This window comes from Salegentibacter profundi, assembly GCF_054121475.1.
The window spans coordinates 149,928-167,813 of the sequence record NZ_JBSYGG010000002.1 but is presented as its reverse complement, the minus strand read 5'-3'; the positions used below and the strand labels follow the sequence as shown (position 1 = coordinate 167,813).

Annotated in this window: 13 protein-coding genes; 5 read left to right on the top strand and 8 right to left on the bottom strand. The window is 40.2% G+C overall.

The features are described from left to right. Positions 1–77 precede the first annotated feature (77 nt). The 4 genes from ACW6NC_RS03565 to gcvT form a co-directional block, all read right to left on the bottom strand. Positions 78–797 carry a YebC/PmpR family DNA-binding transcriptional regulator gene (locus tag ACW6NC_RS03565; RefSeq protein WP_457863818.1) on the bottom strand — a complete coding sequence of 240 codons (720 nt, stop codon included), beginning with the start codon at positions 795–797 and terminating at the stop codon, positions 78–80. Between the two features lie 91 nt (positions 798–888). Next, positions 889–1,176 (bottom strand): 4a-hydroxytetrahydrobiopterin dehydratase, encoded by a 288-nt coding sequence (locus tag ACW6NC_RS03560; RefSeq protein WP_457863817.1) that lies wholly within the window; start codon positions 1,174–1,176, stop codon positions 889–891. A 79-nt stretch (positions 1,177–1,255) separates the two neighbouring features. After that, positions 1,256–2,071, bottom strand: coding sequence for a sugar nucleotide-binding protein (locus ACW6NC_RS03555; protein WP_457863816.1), 816 nt, complete (start codon positions 2,069–2,071; stop codon positions 1,256–1,258). Between the two features lie 4 nt (positions 2,072–2,075). Continuing rightward, positions 2,076–3,158, bottom strand: coding sequence for a glycine cleavage system aminomethyltransferase GcvT (gene gcvT, locus ACW6NC_RS03550; RefSeq protein ID WP_457863815.1), 1,083 nt, complete (start codon positions 3,156–3,158; stop codon positions 2,076–2,078). A gap of 126 nt (positions 3,159–3,284) precedes the next feature. Here gcvT and ACW6NC_RS03545 point away from each other — a divergent pair, with 126 nt between their 5' ends. Then, positions 3,285–4,814: an NAD(P)H-hydrate dehydratase gene (locus ACW6NC_RS03545; protein WP_457863814.1), complete on the top strand. Its 1,530-nt coding sequence runs from the start codon at positions 3,285–3,287 to the stop codon at positions 4,812–4,814. A 116-nt stretch (positions 4,815–4,930) separates the two neighbouring features. After that, the gene (gene hutH, locus ACW6NC_RS03540; protein ID WP_457863813.1) at positions 4,931–6,442 is read left to right on the top strand and encodes a histidine ammonia-lyase; all 1,512 of its coding nucleotides are present in this window, start codon (positions 4,931–4,933) and stop codon (positions 6,440–6,442) included. A 76-nt stretch (positions 6,443–6,518) separates the two neighbouring features. Here the strand turns inward: hutH and ACW6NC_RS03535 are convergent, their stop codons facing one another. Continuing rightward, the gene (locus tag ACW6NC_RS03535) at positions 6,519–9,080 is read right to left on the bottom strand and encodes an ATP-dependent Clp protease ATP-binding subunit (protein ID WP_457863812.1); all 2,562 of its coding nucleotides are present in this window, start codon (positions 9,078–9,080) and stop codon (positions 6,519–6,521) included. A 245-nt stretch (positions 9,081–9,325) separates the two neighbouring features. On the opposite strand from ACW6NC_RS03535, the gene gyrA reads away from it, so the two are divergent. Beyond that, positions 9,326–11,857 carry a DNA gyrase subunit A gene (gyrA, locus tag ACW6NC_RS03530; RefSeq protein WP_457863810.1) on the top strand — a complete coding sequence of 844 codons (2,532 nt, stop codon included), beginning with the start codon at positions 9,326–9,328 and terminating at the stop codon, positions 11,855–11,857. 23 nt (positions 11,858–11,880) lie between these two features. Further along, positions 11,881–13,128 (top strand): tetratricopeptide repeat protein, encoded by a 1,248-nt coding sequence (locus tag ACW6NC_RS03525; protein WP_457863809.1) that lies wholly within the window; start codon positions 11,881–11,883, stop codon positions 13,126–13,128. 55 nt (positions 13,129–13,183) lie between these two features. On the opposite strand, the gene ACW6NC_RS03520 is transcribed toward ACW6NC_RS03525, so the two are convergent. Beyond that, positions 13,184–13,936, bottom strand: a complete 753-nt coding sequence (locus tag ACW6NC_RS03520) for a C40 family peptidase (RefSeq protein ID WP_457863808.1) — start codon at positions 13,934–13,936, stop codon at positions 13,184–13,186. A 19-nt stretch (positions 13,937–13,955) separates the two neighbouring features. Beyond that, a complete protein-coding gene (locus ACW6NC_RS03515; RefSeq protein ID WP_457863807.1) occupies positions 13,956–15,134 on the bottom strand; it encodes an acetyl-CoA C-acyltransferase in 1,179 nt (392 codons plus the stop codon). A gap of 117 nt (positions 15,135–15,251) precedes the next feature. Here ACW6NC_RS03515 and ACW6NC_RS03510 point away from each other — a divergent pair, with 117 nt between their 5' ends. Beyond that, positions 15,252–17,297: an HD family phosphohydrolase gene (locus ACW6NC_RS03510; RefSeq protein ID WP_457863806.1), complete on the top strand. Its 2,046-nt coding sequence runs from the start codon at positions 15,252–15,254 to the stop codon at positions 17,295–17,297. 14 nt (positions 17,298–17,311) lie between these two features. On the opposite strand, the gene ACW6NC_RS03505 is transcribed toward ACW6NC_RS03510, so the two are convergent. Beyond that, complete coding sequence (locus ACW6NC_RS03505; RefSeq protein WP_457863805.1) at positions 17,312–17,761, bottom strand: transcription elongation factor; 450 nt, start codon at positions 17,759–17,761, stop codon at positions 17,312–17,314. Positions 17,762–17,886: the final 125 nt, after the last annotated feature.

Below are 17,886 nucleotides of genomic sequence, written 5' to 3'. Positions count from 1 at the left end.
ATATAAAAAGGGCTGTTCTTTTATAGATCAGCCCTTTATAATTTCATTATATAACATAGTATTGCATAGCAATGATGTTATTCCTGGTTTTCCTCCATAGTATGATAAACGTTTTGAACATCTTCATCTTCTTCCAGTTTTTCTAGAAGTTTTTCAACCTCTTCAGCTTCTTTCGGATTTAGTTTTTTGGTGACCTGAGGGATTCGTTCAAAACCGGAGGAAAGAATTTCGATGCCACGATTCTCCAGTTCTTTTTGAATAGCTCCGAATTGTTCAAAGGGCGCATAGATATGAATACCGTCTTCGTCCAGAAAAACTTCCTCAGCCCCAAAATCAATAAATTCCAGTTCTATTTCTTCAACATCGAGCCCTTCTGCGTCTATCCGAAAATTACAGGTGTGATCAAACATAAACTCTACTGAGCCCGAAGTTCCAAGGTTACCCTCACATTTATTGAAGTGGGAGCGGACATTGGCCACGGTTCGATTATTATTGTCTGTGGCTGTTTCTACCAATACTGCAATGCCATGGGGAGCATAACCTTCGAAGAGCACGATTTTATAGTCCCCCTGGTTTTTGTCACTGGCCCTTTTAATAGCACGTTCAATATTGTCTTTGGGCATATTAACGCTCTTTGCGTTTTGTATGACCGCCCTAAGCTTTGCATTGGTATCGGGATCCGGGCCGCCTTCTTTAACAGCCATGACAATATCTTTTCCTATCCGCGTAAAAGCTTTGGCCATGGCTGACCAGCGTTTCATCTTGCGGGCTTTTCTAAATTCGAATGCTCTTCCCATTTACTTTTTGAATAAAAATATCGGCAAAAATATAAAAAAGCATCCAATAAAAATCGAAATGCATTCAAGTTCCGGTATTGCTTCAGCTTGGTTATGCAGATTCTACGATATCTTCTATAGCTCTTGCAAGTTTAAAATCCTTCTCGGTAACGCCTTTTACATCATGGGTGGAGAGGGAGATCTCCAATTCATTGTAGACATTCCCCCAATTGGGGTGATGCTGAAGGGCTTCCGCCTCAAAAGCAATACGGGTCATGACCGTGAAAGCATCTTTGAAATTATCGAACTTAAAAGATGTATGAATGGCATCTTTACTGTAGGTCCATCCATCGAATTTCTCCAGTTTTTGGGTGATTTCCTGATTACTTAATTTTTCCATGATAGGTTAATTAAAGGTTATATGTCTAAATTTAAGCAACAGCTAGAAAACAACCCGGGATTTTAGACATTATTTCCTATCATACCTTTATCGAGGCATCCACTACACGTTGAACGTTTAATTCCAGGTTTTTAGGAAGTAGATTATCTTTAGGGAGCACGGCAAGGAACCGGTCATTATTAGAATCATAAACGTTTTTAAACAAAGGATTAGGATATCCCAAGCTGCGACAGACTTCTTCGATAAAATCTTTTTGATGTACGAGGTCGCTGCTTCCAAGATGAAAAACCCCTTGTTTGCGTCGGTTTATTATATAATGAACCTGCCTGGCAAAATGATCTGCTTCGGTGACATTGATAACGACATTGGGAAAGACCTCGATGGCTTCCCCGAGATAGAGCATATTCTTAAGGTCTTTTATTCGTGGAGAATCCAGGCCGAAAACCATAGGAAGACGAAGAATATTATATTTTTCATTTGGCAACCTAAGCAGCGCATTTTCTATCTTTATTTTAAATCTTCCGTAGATACTTTGAGATAAGGTCTTATCGTATTCGTAAGAGGGGAAATTAGTAAAGGCATCAAAAACATTGGCTGAGGAGATAAAGATTAACTTTGACTTATGGTTCTGCAGGTAATTTATGATCGAAAAATGAGCAGCTAATTGGGCATTAAAATTTCCACGAAGTGCCGAAATGATGATAGAAGGTTGAATATTTTCGAGAAGGAGCTCAATGTTTTCCGTTTCCAGGTCGTACTGAAAAAAATGTTGATTTTTCTCCAGAGTCGGATTATCTGTAAAATAGGTGCCATATGTATCAAAATAGGAGCATAACTCTTTATATAAGGCATTGCCTATAAAGCCGCTAGCTCCTAAAATCAAAATCTTTTCCAAAAAATTATCCTTTAAAAAAGGGCAATTTCACCTGGGTGGCAGGAACGGCTTTTTTTCTAATTTGGATTTGAATCTTATTTCCGACTCCTGCTATATCAGCTGGAACATAGCCCAGGCCAATTCCCTTTTCCAAAGATGGTGACATCGTACCCGAAGTTACATTGCCAATAACCTTGCCATTATCATCTAAAATATCGTATCCCTGTCTTGGTATGCCACGCTCATCAAGTTCAAAGGCAATGAGTTTTCGCCTTGGACCTTTTTCCTTTTCTTCTTTAAGTTTATCGGAATTGATGAAATCCTTGGTGAACTTGGTGATCCAGCCTAAACCGGCTTCAATAGGAGAGGTGGTCTCGTCAATATCATTACCGTAAAGACAGAAGCCCATTTCCAGGCGCAGGGTGTCACGAGCGGCCAGTCCGATTGGTTTTATACCAAATTCTTTTCCGGCTGCCATTACTTTTTCCCAGATTTCCTCGGCATCTTCATTTCTGAAATAGATCTCAAACCCACCACTTCCTGTATAGCCTGTGGCTGAAATAATCACCTTGTCCACACCGGCAAATTCAGCAACCTCGAAGGTATAAAATTTCATTTTTTCCAGATCGATATCGGTAAGGGTTTGCATTGCCTGCGCAGCTTTGGGACCCTGAATGGCAAGCAGAGAAAGCTCATCGCTCAAATCACGCATTGTAGCATCCATAGTATTGTGTTGGGAGATCCAGTTCCAGTCCTTTTCAATATTGGAGGCATTGACCACAAGAAGATACTTCTCTTCATTGATACGATAGATAATGAGATCATCCACAATTCCTCCTGATTCATTAGGCATACAGGTATATTGCGCTTTTCCATCAGTGAGTTTGGAGGCATCATTGGAACAGACTTTTTGAATAAGCGCTAAAGCCTTATCACCTGAGATTAAAAATTCTCCCATATGTGAAACATCAAAAACTCCAAGTTTTTCACGTACGGTTTGATGTTCAATATTCACACCTTCATAGGAAACCGGCATATTATATCCGGCAAAAGGTACCATTTTGGCATTTAAAGATTTATGTATTGCATCAAGGGCGATTTCTTTCATTTTCTTAAAATTTGGGCAAATTTATTGAATTCTCACTGAAATAAAGATGAATTGTATTTTTTTATTAACTATCCCATAGACTCCTCTATAATATGTGTATTTTAGTATAAAGCAATTTTTACTCTGATGAAGATATTTAGTGCAGATCAATTGCAAAAAGCGGATAGCCTAAGCATTAAAAATCAGCATATTTCCAGTACTGATTTAATGGAAAGAGCGGCAACATTGGTCTTTAACCAGATTCATTCCCGATTGGAAGGCAGTGATGTTGAGATTAAAATATTCTGCGGAATAGGGAATAATGGTGGAGATGGCCTGGTGGTAGGACGAATGCTATTAACTCACGGATATAAGGTTAAGGTCTTTGTGGTAAATTACAGCGATAAACGCTCGAAGGATTTCCTGGTTAATTACGAGAGATTTAAAAACACCACTAAAGACTGGCCCGTCCTTATTAAAAATCAAAATGATTTTCCAAAAATCAAGGCAAGTGATTTTGTCATTGATGCGATGTTTGGAATAGGGCTTAACCGTCCGATAGAGGGGTGGGTTGGTGCCCTGGTGAGCCATATCAATGCCTCAGGAGCATTTACCCTGGCCGTAGATATGCCTTCGGGCCTTTCTGCTGATCAGGTTCCGCAAGGTAAGGACAAGATCATTAAGGCGGATTTCACCCTGACTTTTCAAAGCCCTAAATTCACTTTTTTTCTTCCGCAAACCATGGATTATGTAGGGGAATTCCAGGTCCTTGATATTGGTCTGGACAGGGAGTTTTTGAAGAAGACCAGTACCCTTGCCAGGATGATAGGCAAAGAACAAGCCCGTCTTTTATATAAGAACAGGAAAAAGAATTCCCATAAAGGGGATTATGGACATACCCTGATTGTTGGAGGTAGTTATGGGAAGATCGGTAGTATTGTACTTTCAGCTAAAGCAGCGCTTAAAACCGGAACTGGACTTTGTAGTGTTTTCAGTCCTGCATGCGGATATGAGATCATTCAGGCCACACTACCCGAAGCCATGGTAATTACCGATAAGCATAAGAAACACCTTAGCCGGGTAAAAACTGAGTTTAAACCCGATGTCATTGGTTTTGGTATGGGGGCGGGAACAGGTGATGAAACCATAAAGGCCTTTGAAAATTTACTTCAGCAGGCCAAAGCTCCAATGTTAATTGATGCCGATGGTTTAAATATGTTGGCTAAAAATAAAGAATTATTAAGTCTGGTCCCAGAGAGATCTGTGCTCACACCACACCCAAAAGAACTCGAACGCCTTATCGGAGGTTGGGATGATGATAATCATAAGATCAAAAAAATACAAAAGTTCATAAATAAATATAATGTAGTGCTTGTATTAAAAGGAGCCTATAGTTTTTGTTTCAGTAAAGAGGAGCTATTCATTAATAGCTCCGGGAATCCAGGGATGGCTACAGCAGGATCAGGAGACGTGCTTTCAGGGATTATTTCTGGTTTGATGGCGCAAAAATATGAGCCTGTAATTGCCGCTGTTCTTGGAACTTATCTTCATGGTTTAGCCGGGGATCTTGCCACAGAGAAAAATGGCCCTGAAGCCGTTATCGCGGGAGAAATTATCCAAAACATCGGGCCCGCATTTCTTCAATTATCCCAAGGAGAAGAAGATAATTCGGATTGAAGCTTTATGCCCACCGGGCTATTTAAGTTATTAAATCATAAAATTCAATGGTGTTTTCTTGGAATACTTTAACAGATGTTGGATTTTTGAGCTCTCAATTATAATTTTAAAAATTCATGCAAACTCATCATTACATCAGTTCCGCAGTGCTAGATCTTACCACAATCCAGGATATTCTGGAAACTAAAAAGAAATTGGTATTAAGCGATGAGTCTGTTTTAAACATTAAAAAGTCCAGAGCTTACCTCGATAAAAAAATCAGGGAAAGCGATGCCCCTGTCTATGGTATCAATACTGGTTTCGGAGCTTTATGTAATGTAAAAATCACTTCTGAAAAACTGACGGAATTACAGGAAAATCTGGTCAAATCCCACGCCTGTGGGACCGGAGAAAGAGTAGGGAAGCCTTTGATCAGACTGATGTTACTACTTAAGATCCAGTCCTTAAGTTATGGAAATTCAGGAGTTGCACTAAAGACCGTTGAGCGGCTTATTGATTTTTATAATGAAGATATTCTCCCGGTGATCTTTGAACAAGGTTCTTTAGGAGCATCAGGGGACCTAGCACCCCTGGCACATTTGGCCCTGCCATTGATCGGAGAAGGAGAGGTTTATTATAAGGGAAATGAAATAAAAGCAGTAGATATGCTGCGGGAAATGAAGTGGGAACCACTTAAACTGCAATCCAAGGAAGGACTCGCGCTTTTAAATGGGACACAATTCATGAGTGCCCATGGCGTTTATTGCCTGTTGGAAGCTTTTAAATTGTCTTATCTGGCCGATAAGATCAGTGCAGTGTCAATGGATGGTTTCGATTGTAATAGCTCACCTTTTGATGAGCTGGTACACCAGGTAAGACCGCACAGGGGACAGGTGAAAACCGCTGAAAGGATTAGGGACTTTTTGAAGGGAAGTGAAATTGCCCGGAAAGAAAAAGAAAATGTTCAGGATCCTTATTCATTTCGATGCGTACCTCAGGTACACGGTGCCACAAAAGATACCCTTGGGTTTGTAAGAAAGGTCGTCAAAACTGAAATTAATTCAGTAACTGATAATCCTAATATTTTTATTGAGGAAGATAAAATAATTTCTGGCGGAAATTTTCATGGACAGCCCCTGGCACTTGGCCTGGATTATTTGGCCATCGCAATGGCCGAACTGGCTAATATTTCAGAAAGGCGAACCTATCAGCTCGTCTCAGGGCAACGTGGCCTTCCTCAGTTTCTTGTGGAGAATCCCGGTCTTAATAGTGGATTTATGATCCCCCAGTATACTGCAGCTAGTATTGTAAGCCAGAATAAGCAACTTGCTGTACCGGCTTCGGTAGATTCCATTGTATCATCTAATGGCCAGGAGGATCACGTAAGTATGGGAGCAAACAGTGCTACTAAAATGATTAAAATCATTGACAATGTAAACACCGTTCTTGCCATTGAGCTTTTTAACGCTTCTCAGGCCCTTCATTTCAGGGAGCCCGGGATGACTTCTGAAATTCTTTGGGAGTTTATTTCAGAATTCAGAAAAGAGGTTCCCATATTAAAAGAAGATGTCACCATGGCTCCCCATATTAAAAAAGCAAAGGAATTTTTAAATTCCTATAGCCTTACTTCAGGGGTGTTTTTTGATTAGACCCGTAATTTGAAAATAGAAAAGCCGCTTGATTATTCAAACGGCTTTTTACTTGGCATAGGATTTCTAAAGATCGCTATGATTTAGTTTCCTTAACTGGCTTTTCAACTTTAATAGTGAGCTCGTTTTTCTTTTCATCGAGATCCATATAAATGGTATCACTCTCTGCTATTTTGGAGGTGATAATCTCTTCAGCAAGTGCATCTTCAATATACTTTTGAATTGCCCTGGTGAGAGGTCGTGCTCCATATTGTTTATCGAAGCCTTTCTCGGCAATAAAGTCTTTGGCTTTGTCGCTTAGCTTGAGGTTGTAACCTAATCCTCCAATTCTTTCATATAGCTTAGCAAGTTCAATGTCGATGATCTTATGAATGTCTTCTCGCTCAAGGGAATTAAAGATAACCACATCATCAATCCTGTTTAGGAATTCTGGTGCAAAAGCTTTCTTGAGAGCGTTCTCGATAACGCTTCTGGTGTTATCATCTGCCTGTGAGCGCTGGGATGCGGTTCCAAAACCAACTCCCTGACCGAAATCCTTCAGTTTTCTTGCTCCGATATTGGAGGTCATGATAATTATGGTGTTTCTAAAGTCTATTTTCCGTCCTAAACTATCGGTTAAGTATCCATCATCAAGAACTTGCAACAACATGTTAAAGACATCAGGATGAGCTTTTTCTACCTCGTCCAGCAATATAACGGCATAAGGTTTACGACGAACCTTTTCGGTGAGTTGTCCGCCTTCCTCATAGCCGACATAACCCGGAGGTGCACCAATCAAGCGAGATACCGCGAATTTCTCCATGTATTCGCTCATATCTATCCGGATAAGAGCATCATCGCTATCAAAAAGTTCTCGGGCAAGCACCTTAGCTAATTGAGTTTTACCTACACCTGTTTGCCCCAGGAATATAAACGATCCTATAGGTTTATTGGGATCCTTAAGCCCTGCACGGTTACGTTGGATCGCCTTTACAACCTTGGCAACAGCCTCATCCTGTCCGATCACTTTTCCTTTTATCTTTTTAGGCAATTCCACCAGTTTATTGCTTTCGGTTTGCGCGATTCTGTTTACTGGGACTCCTGTTATCATAGAAACTACATCTGCAACATCATCTTCACTTACGGTTTCTTTATGCTTTCTGGATTCTTCTTCCCAACGCTCCTGAGCTAATTGAAGCTCTCTTTCCAGAGTCTTCTCATCGTCCCTTAATTTTGCAGCTTCCTCATATTTCTGTTTTTTTACGACAGAATTTTTCTTCTCTCTGACTTCATCCAGTTTACGCTCCAGATCAAGGACCTGTTTGGGTACATCGATATTGGTTATATGCACCCGTGATCCCGCTTCATCAAGGGCATCAATGGCCTTGTCCGGTAAAAACCTGTCAGTCATATACCTGTTGGTCAAGGTCACGCAGGCGTCAATAGCTTCAGGGGTGTAAACCACATTATGGTGATCTTCGTATTTATCTTTGATATTATTGAGGATCTCGATGGTTTCTTCGACGGAAGTGGGTTCTACGATCACTTTCTGAAACCTTCGTTCAAGCGCCCCGTCTTTTTCAATATATTGCCTGTATTCGTCCAGAGTGGTAGCCCCTATACATTGGATTTCACCACGAGCCAGTGCAGGTTTGAACATGTTGCTGGCATCTAAACTTCCAGTGGCACCACCAGCACCCACGATGGTATGAATTTCATCTATAAATAGAATGATATCATCGTTCTTTTCCAGCTCATTCATCACGGCTTTCATCCGTTCTTCAAACTGGCCGCGATATTTTGTGCCCGCTACTAAACTGGCAAGATCGAGCGTTACTACCCTTTTATCGAAAAGAATCCTCGATACTTTTCTCTGAATGATCCGAAGGGCAAGGCCTTCCGCAATAGCGGATTTACCTACCCCTGGTTCACCTATTAACAAGGGATTATTTTTTTTACGCCTACTTAAGATCTGGGAAACTCTTTCGATCTCTTTTTCACGTCCCACGACCGGATCTAATTTATCGGCTTCTGCTAATGCCGTTAAATCCCTTCCGAAGTTGTCGAGCACCGGGGTTTTTGATTTTTTGGTGGTTTTACCCGGGCCACCCGATCCGCTACCGCTAAAGGGATTATCCTTTGTAGCATCATCTGCGCCGCTGTCTTCATCCGAAAAAGCGCTAGACGGGCTTTCGGTATAGTCATTTTCATCGCTGGCGATCATGTATTTAAACTGATCCTTGACCCCATCATAATCAATCTTTAATTTGTTTAATAACTTGGTGGTGGGGTCGTTTTCATTTCTTAGGATGCAAAGCAACAAATGGGCGGTATTTATTGAAGAACTCTGGAATAGCTTAGCTTCCAGAAACGTGGTTTTCAATGCCCTTTCTGCCTGTCGGGTTAAATGTAAATTCCTTTTGTCGTTGGATATATTGCCAATATCAGGATTGGCAGGACTAAGGATCTCCACTTTTCTTCTCAGGTGGCTAAGATCTATATCCATGGCATTTAGAATATCTATGGCTTTTCCGTCGCCATCACGAAGTAAGCCCAGCATAAGATGCTCGGTTCCTATAAAATCATGCCCTAGACGAAGAGCTTCCTCTTTGCTATAGGCGATTACGTCTTTTACTCTTGGGGAAAAATTATCATCCATCTTTATCTTCCTTTCTCTCTGTTATTTCAACTCAAACTTTCAAAAATCATACCTTTTGGAGAGTCTTAAGCTAATTGACAAAATTAAGTTCACTTATCAAAATGGAAATTAAGGAACTTATTAACGAAACTCAACTAAAAATTTGTTAATAAAATATGGGTAATATCAGCCTGAAAGAGCCGCCCAACAGAGATAAAATGTGTAAATTGGCTCGTTAGATTTTAGAACTAAAATAAACTAAGAATATGGCTGAAGGAGAAAAGTTAATTCCTATCAACATTGAAGACGAAATGAAGTCGGCTTACATTGATTATTCAATGTCGGTCATTGTGTCACGTGCGCTTCCCGATGTACGTGATGGATTAAAACCGGTTCATCGCCGGGTATTATTCGGGATGCATGAGCTTGGTGTACTTTCAAACCGAGCCTATAAAAAATCTGCCAGGATTGTCGGAGAGGTTTTAGGTAAGTACCACCCTCACGGGGATTCCTCTGTGTATGATACTATGGTAAGGATGGCTCAGCACTGGAGCATGCGCTATATGCTGGTTGATGGTCAGGGTAACTTTGGTTCAGTCGATGGGGATAGCCCAGCCGCAATGCGTTATACAGAAGCTAGAATGCGAAAGATGAGTGAAGATATGCTCATTGATATAGATAAGAATACGGTCGATACCCAATTGAACTTTGACGATTCTCTTTCAGAGCCTGTAGTGTTACCTACCCGAATTCCCAATCTATTAGTCAATGGAGCAAGTGGGATTGCAGTAGGAATGGCGACCAATATGGCCCCTCATAATCTCTCCGAAGTCATTGACGGGACCATAGCCTATATCGATAATCATGATATTGAAATCGATGAGCTTATAGAGCATATTAAAGCTCCTGATTTTCCAACCGGAGGTACGATATATGGTTATGATGGTGTTCGGGAAGCCTTTAAGACCGGAAAGGGAAGGGTTGTGCTTCGTGCTAAATCAACTTTGGAAGAAATTAATGGCAAAGAATTCATTGTGGTCACTGAAATTCCTTATCAGGTCAATAAGGCCGATATGATAAAGAAAACGGCTGATCTGGTGAATGAAAAGAAAATAGAGGGCATTTCCCTTATTAGGGATGAATCCGATAGAAATGGCATGCGGATAGTCTATCAATTAAAAAGAGATGCCATTCCTAATATTGTATTAAATACCTTATATAAACATACTGCGCTACAATCTTCCTTCAGCGTAAATAATATTGCCCTTGTCAATGGCAGACCTGAGTTACTTAACTTAAAGGACATTATTTACCATTTTGTGGAGCATCGCCATGTGGTGGTTGTCAGAAGAACAGAATTTGAGCTTAAAAAAGCTGAAGACCGGGCTCACATTCTCGAAGGGCTTATAATAGCCTCAGATAATATCGATGAGGTGATTGCCCTTATAAGAGCTTCCGGAAATGCCGAAGAAGCACGGGAGAAATTAATGAGTAAGTTTGAATTAACCGAAGTCCAGGCCAGGGCTATTGTAGAAATGCGATTAAGACAACTTACCGGGCTGGAACAGGATAAACTCAGAGCTGAATACGAGGAGATTCTTAAGACTATAGAGGATCTTAAAGACATTTTGGCACGTAAGGAGCGCCGTATGCAGGTAATTAAGGATGAACTTCTGGAGGTAAAGGAAAAATACGGCGATGAGCGTCGTTCAACCATAGAGTATTCCGGTGGGGATCTCAGTATCGAGGATATGATTCCGGATGAGCAGGTAGTCATTACTATTTCTCACGCCGGTTATATTAAAAGAACTTCCCTTAATGAATATAAGACTCAAAATAGGGGGGGAGTTGGACAAAAAGGTTCTACAACCCGAAACGAGGATTTTCTTGAATATCTTTTTGCCGGAACCAATCATCAGTATATGCTCTTCTTTACTCAGAAAGGGAAGTGCTATTGGATGCGGGTCTATGAAATTCCGGAGGGAAGCAAGGCTTCAAAAGGCAGAGCCATTCAAAATTTAATCAATATCGATCCAGATGATAAGGTTAAAGCTTTCATCAACACCCAGGACCTCAAAGATGAGGAATACGTCAACAGTCATTATGTTATTATGGCTACCAAAAAAGGGCAGGTGAAAAAAACTTCCCTGGAGCAATATTCCCGTCCAAGAACCAATGGAATAAATGCCATTACCATTAAAGAGGATGATGAATTGCTAGAGGCTAAACTTACCAATGGTGAGAGCCAGGTTATGCTTGCTATAAAAAGCGGAAAAGCCATCCGGTTTGAAGAAAGTAAAACCCGTCCAATGGGTAGAAATGCGTCAGGGGTAAGAGGTATTACCCTTGCTGATAAGAATGACGAAGTTGTTGGAATGATATCGGTAGAAGACTTTGATTCAGATATCCTGGTAGTCTCAGAAAACGGTTATGGAAAGCGCTCCAGCCTGGATGATTACCGGATTACCAACCGTGGAGGGAAAGGCGTAAAGACCATTTCTATAACTGAAAAAACCGGAAATTTAGTCGCCATTAAAAATGTCTCTGATAATGATGATATCATGATCATTAATAAATCCGGGATCGTCATTAGAATGGAGGTTGCCAATCTAAGGGTTATGGGCCGTGCTACTCAGGGAGTTAGGCTGATCAATTTAAAAGGCAATGATTCCATTGCTGCTGTTGCAAAGGTACTTCATGATGAAGATGATGTTGAGCATATGGAAGACGCGGAAACCCCTGAGCCTACTAAGCCAGATGTCAGTGGCACAACTATTGCTGAGGATAGTGAAGAATAAATTAAATATAAAACCAAATCAAAATGAAAATCAATATTTTAACAGTAGCCTTGTCCTTATCAACACTGACAGCGGTTGCTCAAAAAAGCGAAATTAGAAACGCCGGAGATGCGGTGGAAGATGGGAATTATACCGAAGCCAAAGCTGAAATAGAAAAAGCGGAGTCCATGCTTTCAGAGGCTAATGATAAATGGACGGAAAGATTTTACCTCTATAAAGGTCAGGCTTTTCTCGGAGATGGAAAGAATGTAAATGTGGAAGACATGCTTACTGCATCGGAAGCTTTTGAAAAAGCGGCAGAGATGGGCAGTACTGAAGCTCAGGAAGGATTAATGAAAGTTAGAAATAGCCTGGTGCAAAGTGCCGTTGATGATCAAAATGCTGAAGATTACAAAAGCGCTTCGGAAAAGCTTTTTACCAGCTATAAATTAAACCCAGCGGATACTTTATACCTGTATTATGCTGCAGCAAATTCTCTTAATGCGCAAGATTATGACACTGCCCTTGAATACTACGAAGAACTTAGAGATCTAGGTTTTGACGGGACAGAGGTAGAATATCTTGCCACCAACGTAGAAACCGGGGAGCAGGAATCAATGCCAAAGGAACAACGTGACCTTATGGTAAAAACCGATGATTATACCGATCCTGAAGACAGAGTATCTCCTTCTAAAAAAGGTGAGATTGCCAAAAACATCGCTCTTATTTACATCAACCAGGAAAAAATGGATAAAGCTATTGAAGCGATGGAAGATGCAAAACGAGAGAATCCGGATAATGTTATGTTAATACAGGCCGAAGCCGATATGTATTACAAAATGGGTGATAAAGAGAAGTATAATGAGCTCATGAAGGAAGTGCTCAGGAAAAGTCCGGATGATCCTAATATATACTATAACCTTGGTGTAACCACTTCTGAATTAGGAGATACCGAAGGAGCTATTGAATATTATGAAAAAGCCCTTGAGCTTGATCCGGATATGAACGATGCTCGAATGAATATCGTGATAGCAATCCTGGCTCAGGAAAGAGAGATTATCGAACAGATGAATCAATTGGGAATGAGCAAGGAAGACAACGAGCGTTATAAAGAGCTTGAAGAAGAGCGTCTGGAAGTTTATGAAGAGGTCATTCCATACCTAGAAGATGCCATTGAGCATGATCCTACAAATATTGAGATTATCAGAACGGCAATGAATATCTTTAACACCCTTGATGAACAGGAAAAAGCTCAGGTGATGAAAGAGAAATTAGAAGAATTGGAACAGTAAATCTTCTGAGAAATATTAGAATTTAAAGACCGCTGTTTTTTGCAGCGGTCTTTTTTTATGGTATTATCTTTTTGATAACACGTAATTTATGGGTATGTCTGCCAAGCTCAGTATTAAAAATACCAGAGTGGTCCAGGCGATCTATTCTTACTTTTCCGTCAGCATGAATGATGTAATTGTCCTTCATAATAATGCCGACATGATTTATTATGCCTTCTTTGTCATCAAAAAAGGCCAGATCTCCAACTTCACTTTCCTCAATAAAGCTTAAGGCTTCCCCTTGTTCTGCCTGCTGCGCAGCCTTGCGGAAAAGTTTATGGCCATTTAACCTGTAAACCATTTGTGTAAAACCACTGGAATCTATTCCTAAAGGAGATTTTCCTCCCCAGGTGTATGGACTGTTTAAATAAAGTAGGGCGGTCTCAATAAGCTGGATTTTTGGTTTTGCACCATTTTCGATATGCCCTTCATAGTGATGTTGTAATAATACCAAAGAATTTAAAACTGAACCCAGGGGAATCGGCATTAAATGACCATTCTCATCAGTAATATAATTTATGACATCTGCAGAAAGCTCAGGTTTGGCTTTCTTTAATCTCAAAAATTCTTCCTCCTGGATCTTAATAAACTGCTTATTGTTGATCCAGGCTTCATAATTATCGAATGCAACACGAATTCTGCTCCATCGAGACCGTTCTTCTAAAATTTTAAAATATTCTCCATAAAGAATTTGAGATACCATTTCACTTTCATCTGAAGCAGAACTGCGAAGCGGTACTATGCTGAGGTGGCAAACTCCGTATTGCATTCAATATCTTTTTCTAAACTTAGGCGTTTCGTTCAATAACCATCGCAGAGGCTCCGCCACCACCATTACAAATAGCTGCAGCACCAATTTTTGCGTTATTTTGCTCCAGGACATTAAGCAGGGTAATTAGAATTCTTACTCCGCTACAACCTAAGGGATGTCCCAGTGACACTGCTCCACCGTTAACATTTGTTTTTTCTGCACTTATGTCCAATATTTTCATATTTGCCAGACCTACCACAGCGAAGGCTTCATTGAATTCAAAATAATCCACATCGTCTTTAGAAATTCCCGCTTTATCAAGTGCTAAAGGTAAAGCCTTGGCTGGGGCCGTTGTAAACCATTTTGGTTCCTGTGCGGCATCGGCAAATGATTTAATTGTGGCCAATACTTTAAGTCCTAAGGATTCAGCTTTTTCACGACTCATTAAGATCATCGCTCCTGCTCCGTCATTAATGGTAGAGGCATTGGCCGCTGTTACGGTTCCGTCTTTACTAAAGGCCGGTCTGAGAGAGGATAATTTATCCATTTTTATATTTTTAAACTCCTCATCCTCTTTGACTATTATCGGGTCTCCTTTACGTTGAGGTACTTCAACAGGAACCACTTCATTATCGAATTTTCCTTCAGCCCATGCCTTTGCAGAGCGCTTATAGGACTCTCTGGCAAAATCATCCTGGTCCTCTCTGGAGAAATTATGTTCTTTAGCACAAAGGTCACCACAAACTCCCATGGCGTTCTGGTCATAGGCATCTACCAATCCATCCCGTTGCAGACCATCTACCATGGTCACAGGTCCAAATTTTTGGCCTTTACGCATAGGTACATAATGGGGGATTAAACTCATATTTTCCATTCCTCCAGCTACAATTACGGAACTATCACCAAGCATTATGGATTGAGCCGCCTGCATAACCGCTTTCATTCCGCTGGCACATACTTTGTTGACAGTGGTGCAGGGAACAGTATCTGGAATTCCAGCACCAAGAGCGGCCTGTCTGGCAGGAGCCTGACCGACATTGGCCTGTACAACATTTCCCATTAAAACCTCATCAACTAATTCGGGTTTAAGCTTTATTTTATCCATTGCGCCTTTTATGGCAATTGACCCTAATTTGGTGGCCGAAACCGTAGATAAACTGCCTAAAAAACTACCAATAGGCGTACGGGCGGCACTTACAATTACAACTTCTTTCATATTATGTTTTGTTTTAGTTTTCCTTCTACGCGAATTTAGTGATTTTAATAGGAACTTGACCAACAGCATATCATTGACGCCTATTTTTTAGTACATTTGGGCTATAGTACTTTTTGTATGACAAATTTCGTAAATGGCCTTTATAAAAACCAGGCTTTATTTTACAAAGTATTTTTATTTGCGCTTACCGCGATTTTAATTGTGTACCTCTTACCCAAGGGAGGGAAATTCAAATATGAGATACCTAAGGGAAAGCCCTGGCAATATGAAAATCTCTATGCTCCTTTTGATTTCGCTATTCTCAAGACCGAAGAAGAGATCCGGGCTGAGCGTCAGGAAATCACCCGAAATCATACACCATATTTTCAGCTGGATGAATCCAAACTACCTCAAATAAAGGAACAGGCCGCCACAGAAATCGACCTGATCTTCACCGATAGTATATTAAACATTCACAAAGACCAGATCGCAGAATTTGTAGATAAGAGCCTTGATGATTTGTATGAAAATGGAATCCTGCAAGAGAGTAATAGGCTGAATCCAGATCAATTGGTTTATCTGCGCCGAGGTAATGAAGCCTTTGAAATTCCCTATAAAAGAATTCTCAAGTTAAATCAGGTCAGGGATCTTCTCGCTGAGAAAATTGAAAATTCATCCATTAGTTTTCTCAAAGATGGCTTACTGGAAGTATTCTTTAATTCAGTAGAGCCTAATGTGGAATTCGACAATGAGCTTACCCAGCGTGAGCTTGAAAGCAAACTTAATAACATTTCTTATACCCGGGGAAATATCGAACAGGGGAGCCGGGTAATCGCTAAGGGGGAGGTGGTTGAAGGCAATAAATATCATGTACTGAGGTCCCTGAAAGCCGAATATGAATCACAGGTTTGGAGTGGCAGTAATTATGTATGGATCATTGTAGGATATAGCACCCTGGTGGCCCTGGCTTTGCTTATGCTACTGCTCTTTATAAGAAAATACAGGTACGATATCTTTGAAAATAATGTGAAGGTAACGTTCATCTTTTTCAATATTCTGTTTATGGTAATGCTTACTACCCTGGTAGTAAGGTTCAATATCGATTATGTGTATGTGGTTCCCCTGGCCGTTTTACCTCTTACTTTAAAGGCTTTCTTTGATTCAAGACTAGGGCTTTTTACTCATGTAGTCACTGTGCTTCTTCTTGGATTTATAGTGCCCAACAGTTATGAATATATGTTCCTTCAAATCATTGCGGGAATTGTCACTATCCTTACAGTATCGGAATTGTATAAACGGGCGAACCTTTTTATTTCAGTAGGAGAAATAACCCTGGTTTATATCATTAGTTATTTTGCCTTTACCATTATTCAGGAAGGGAGTATTGCTGAAATAGAAGCCGAAGTTTTCCTGACTTTTTTACTGGGCGGGCTAGCCACTCTTTTTGTACAACCCCTGATCTATATTTACGAAAAGATTTTCGGTCTGGTTTCAGATATGTCTTTACTGGAACTTTCAGATACAAATTCCAAATTGCTTAAAGAGATGGCGGAAAAGGCCCCAGGAACTTTTCACCATTCTCTCAATGTGGCTAATTTGGCTGAAGCTGCTGCAAATGAGATTAATGCCAATGCCATGTTAGTGCGGGTCGGCGCTTTATACCATGATATTGGAAAGATGCATAATCCCACCTATTTTTCTGAGAATCAAACAAGTAATGTAAATACTCACGATGATCTTGATCCCCGTGAAAGTGCTCAGATCATCATTGAACATGTCATTAAGGGAATTGAAATTGGTAAGAAGAATAATTTACCAGACCGGGTTATTGATTTCATTAGAACCCATCACGGTACCAGCACCGTGTATTTTTTCTATAAAAAAGCTAAGGAGAAAGATGAGAACGTTCCGGCAGATGCTTTTCGTTATCCTGGCCCTATTCCATTTAGCAAGGAGACGGCCATTTTAATGATGTGTGATGGAGTGGAAGCGGCAAGTAAAAGCCTCCGAGAACCTACGGCTGGACTGATAGATAATTTCGTGGAAAAGATCGTTAATAAACAAATGGAAGAAGGGCAGTTCCTCAATGCTAATATTACCTTTAAGGAAATCCAGCTTATTAAGAAAATTCTTAAACGAAAGCTTAAAAATATTTACCATCTAAGAGTAGAATACCCCGAATAAAAAAAGTGCATTTTTTAATGCACCTTTTTTATTTCTCTTTCCTTGTCATTAAATTGGAAACTATCTCCAGGTTTTTTGTCCTTCATAACCTGATAAATTGGAGCTTCAGTGGAAATGGAAAACACTTTGCTGCCATCTTCAAGCTCTAGTTCTCCTACGGGAACGGCTACAAAATATAAATCTTTATCGGTTTCCACCACACTTCCGAAATTAACCGTTTCACTATAATGATCCAGGTCAATTTCCGCCAGTTTTTCCTTCATTTCCTGAGCCTGACTTAGGTATTCGGCGTATTTCTCAAAATCTCCAAGTAACTGACCTTTATTATCCTCATCATAATCGGTTTTTACATCATTGGCCTCCATGGATTCTTTGATCATATCCATTTCCTTTTCATATTTGTCAATTCTGCGATCTACAGCCTCAAGGCTCTTGTAGTAAATTTCTTTTTTATTAATTGTCATTTGTTTCTTTTTTGGTGTTTTTTTAAAATTAAGTATCGGAAAATCCATAGAAGAACTTTTAGCAAAAATTTAATACCTGCAATCTCCTTATAGCTTCTTAATTATAAGCTTAACAACTTAAGTAT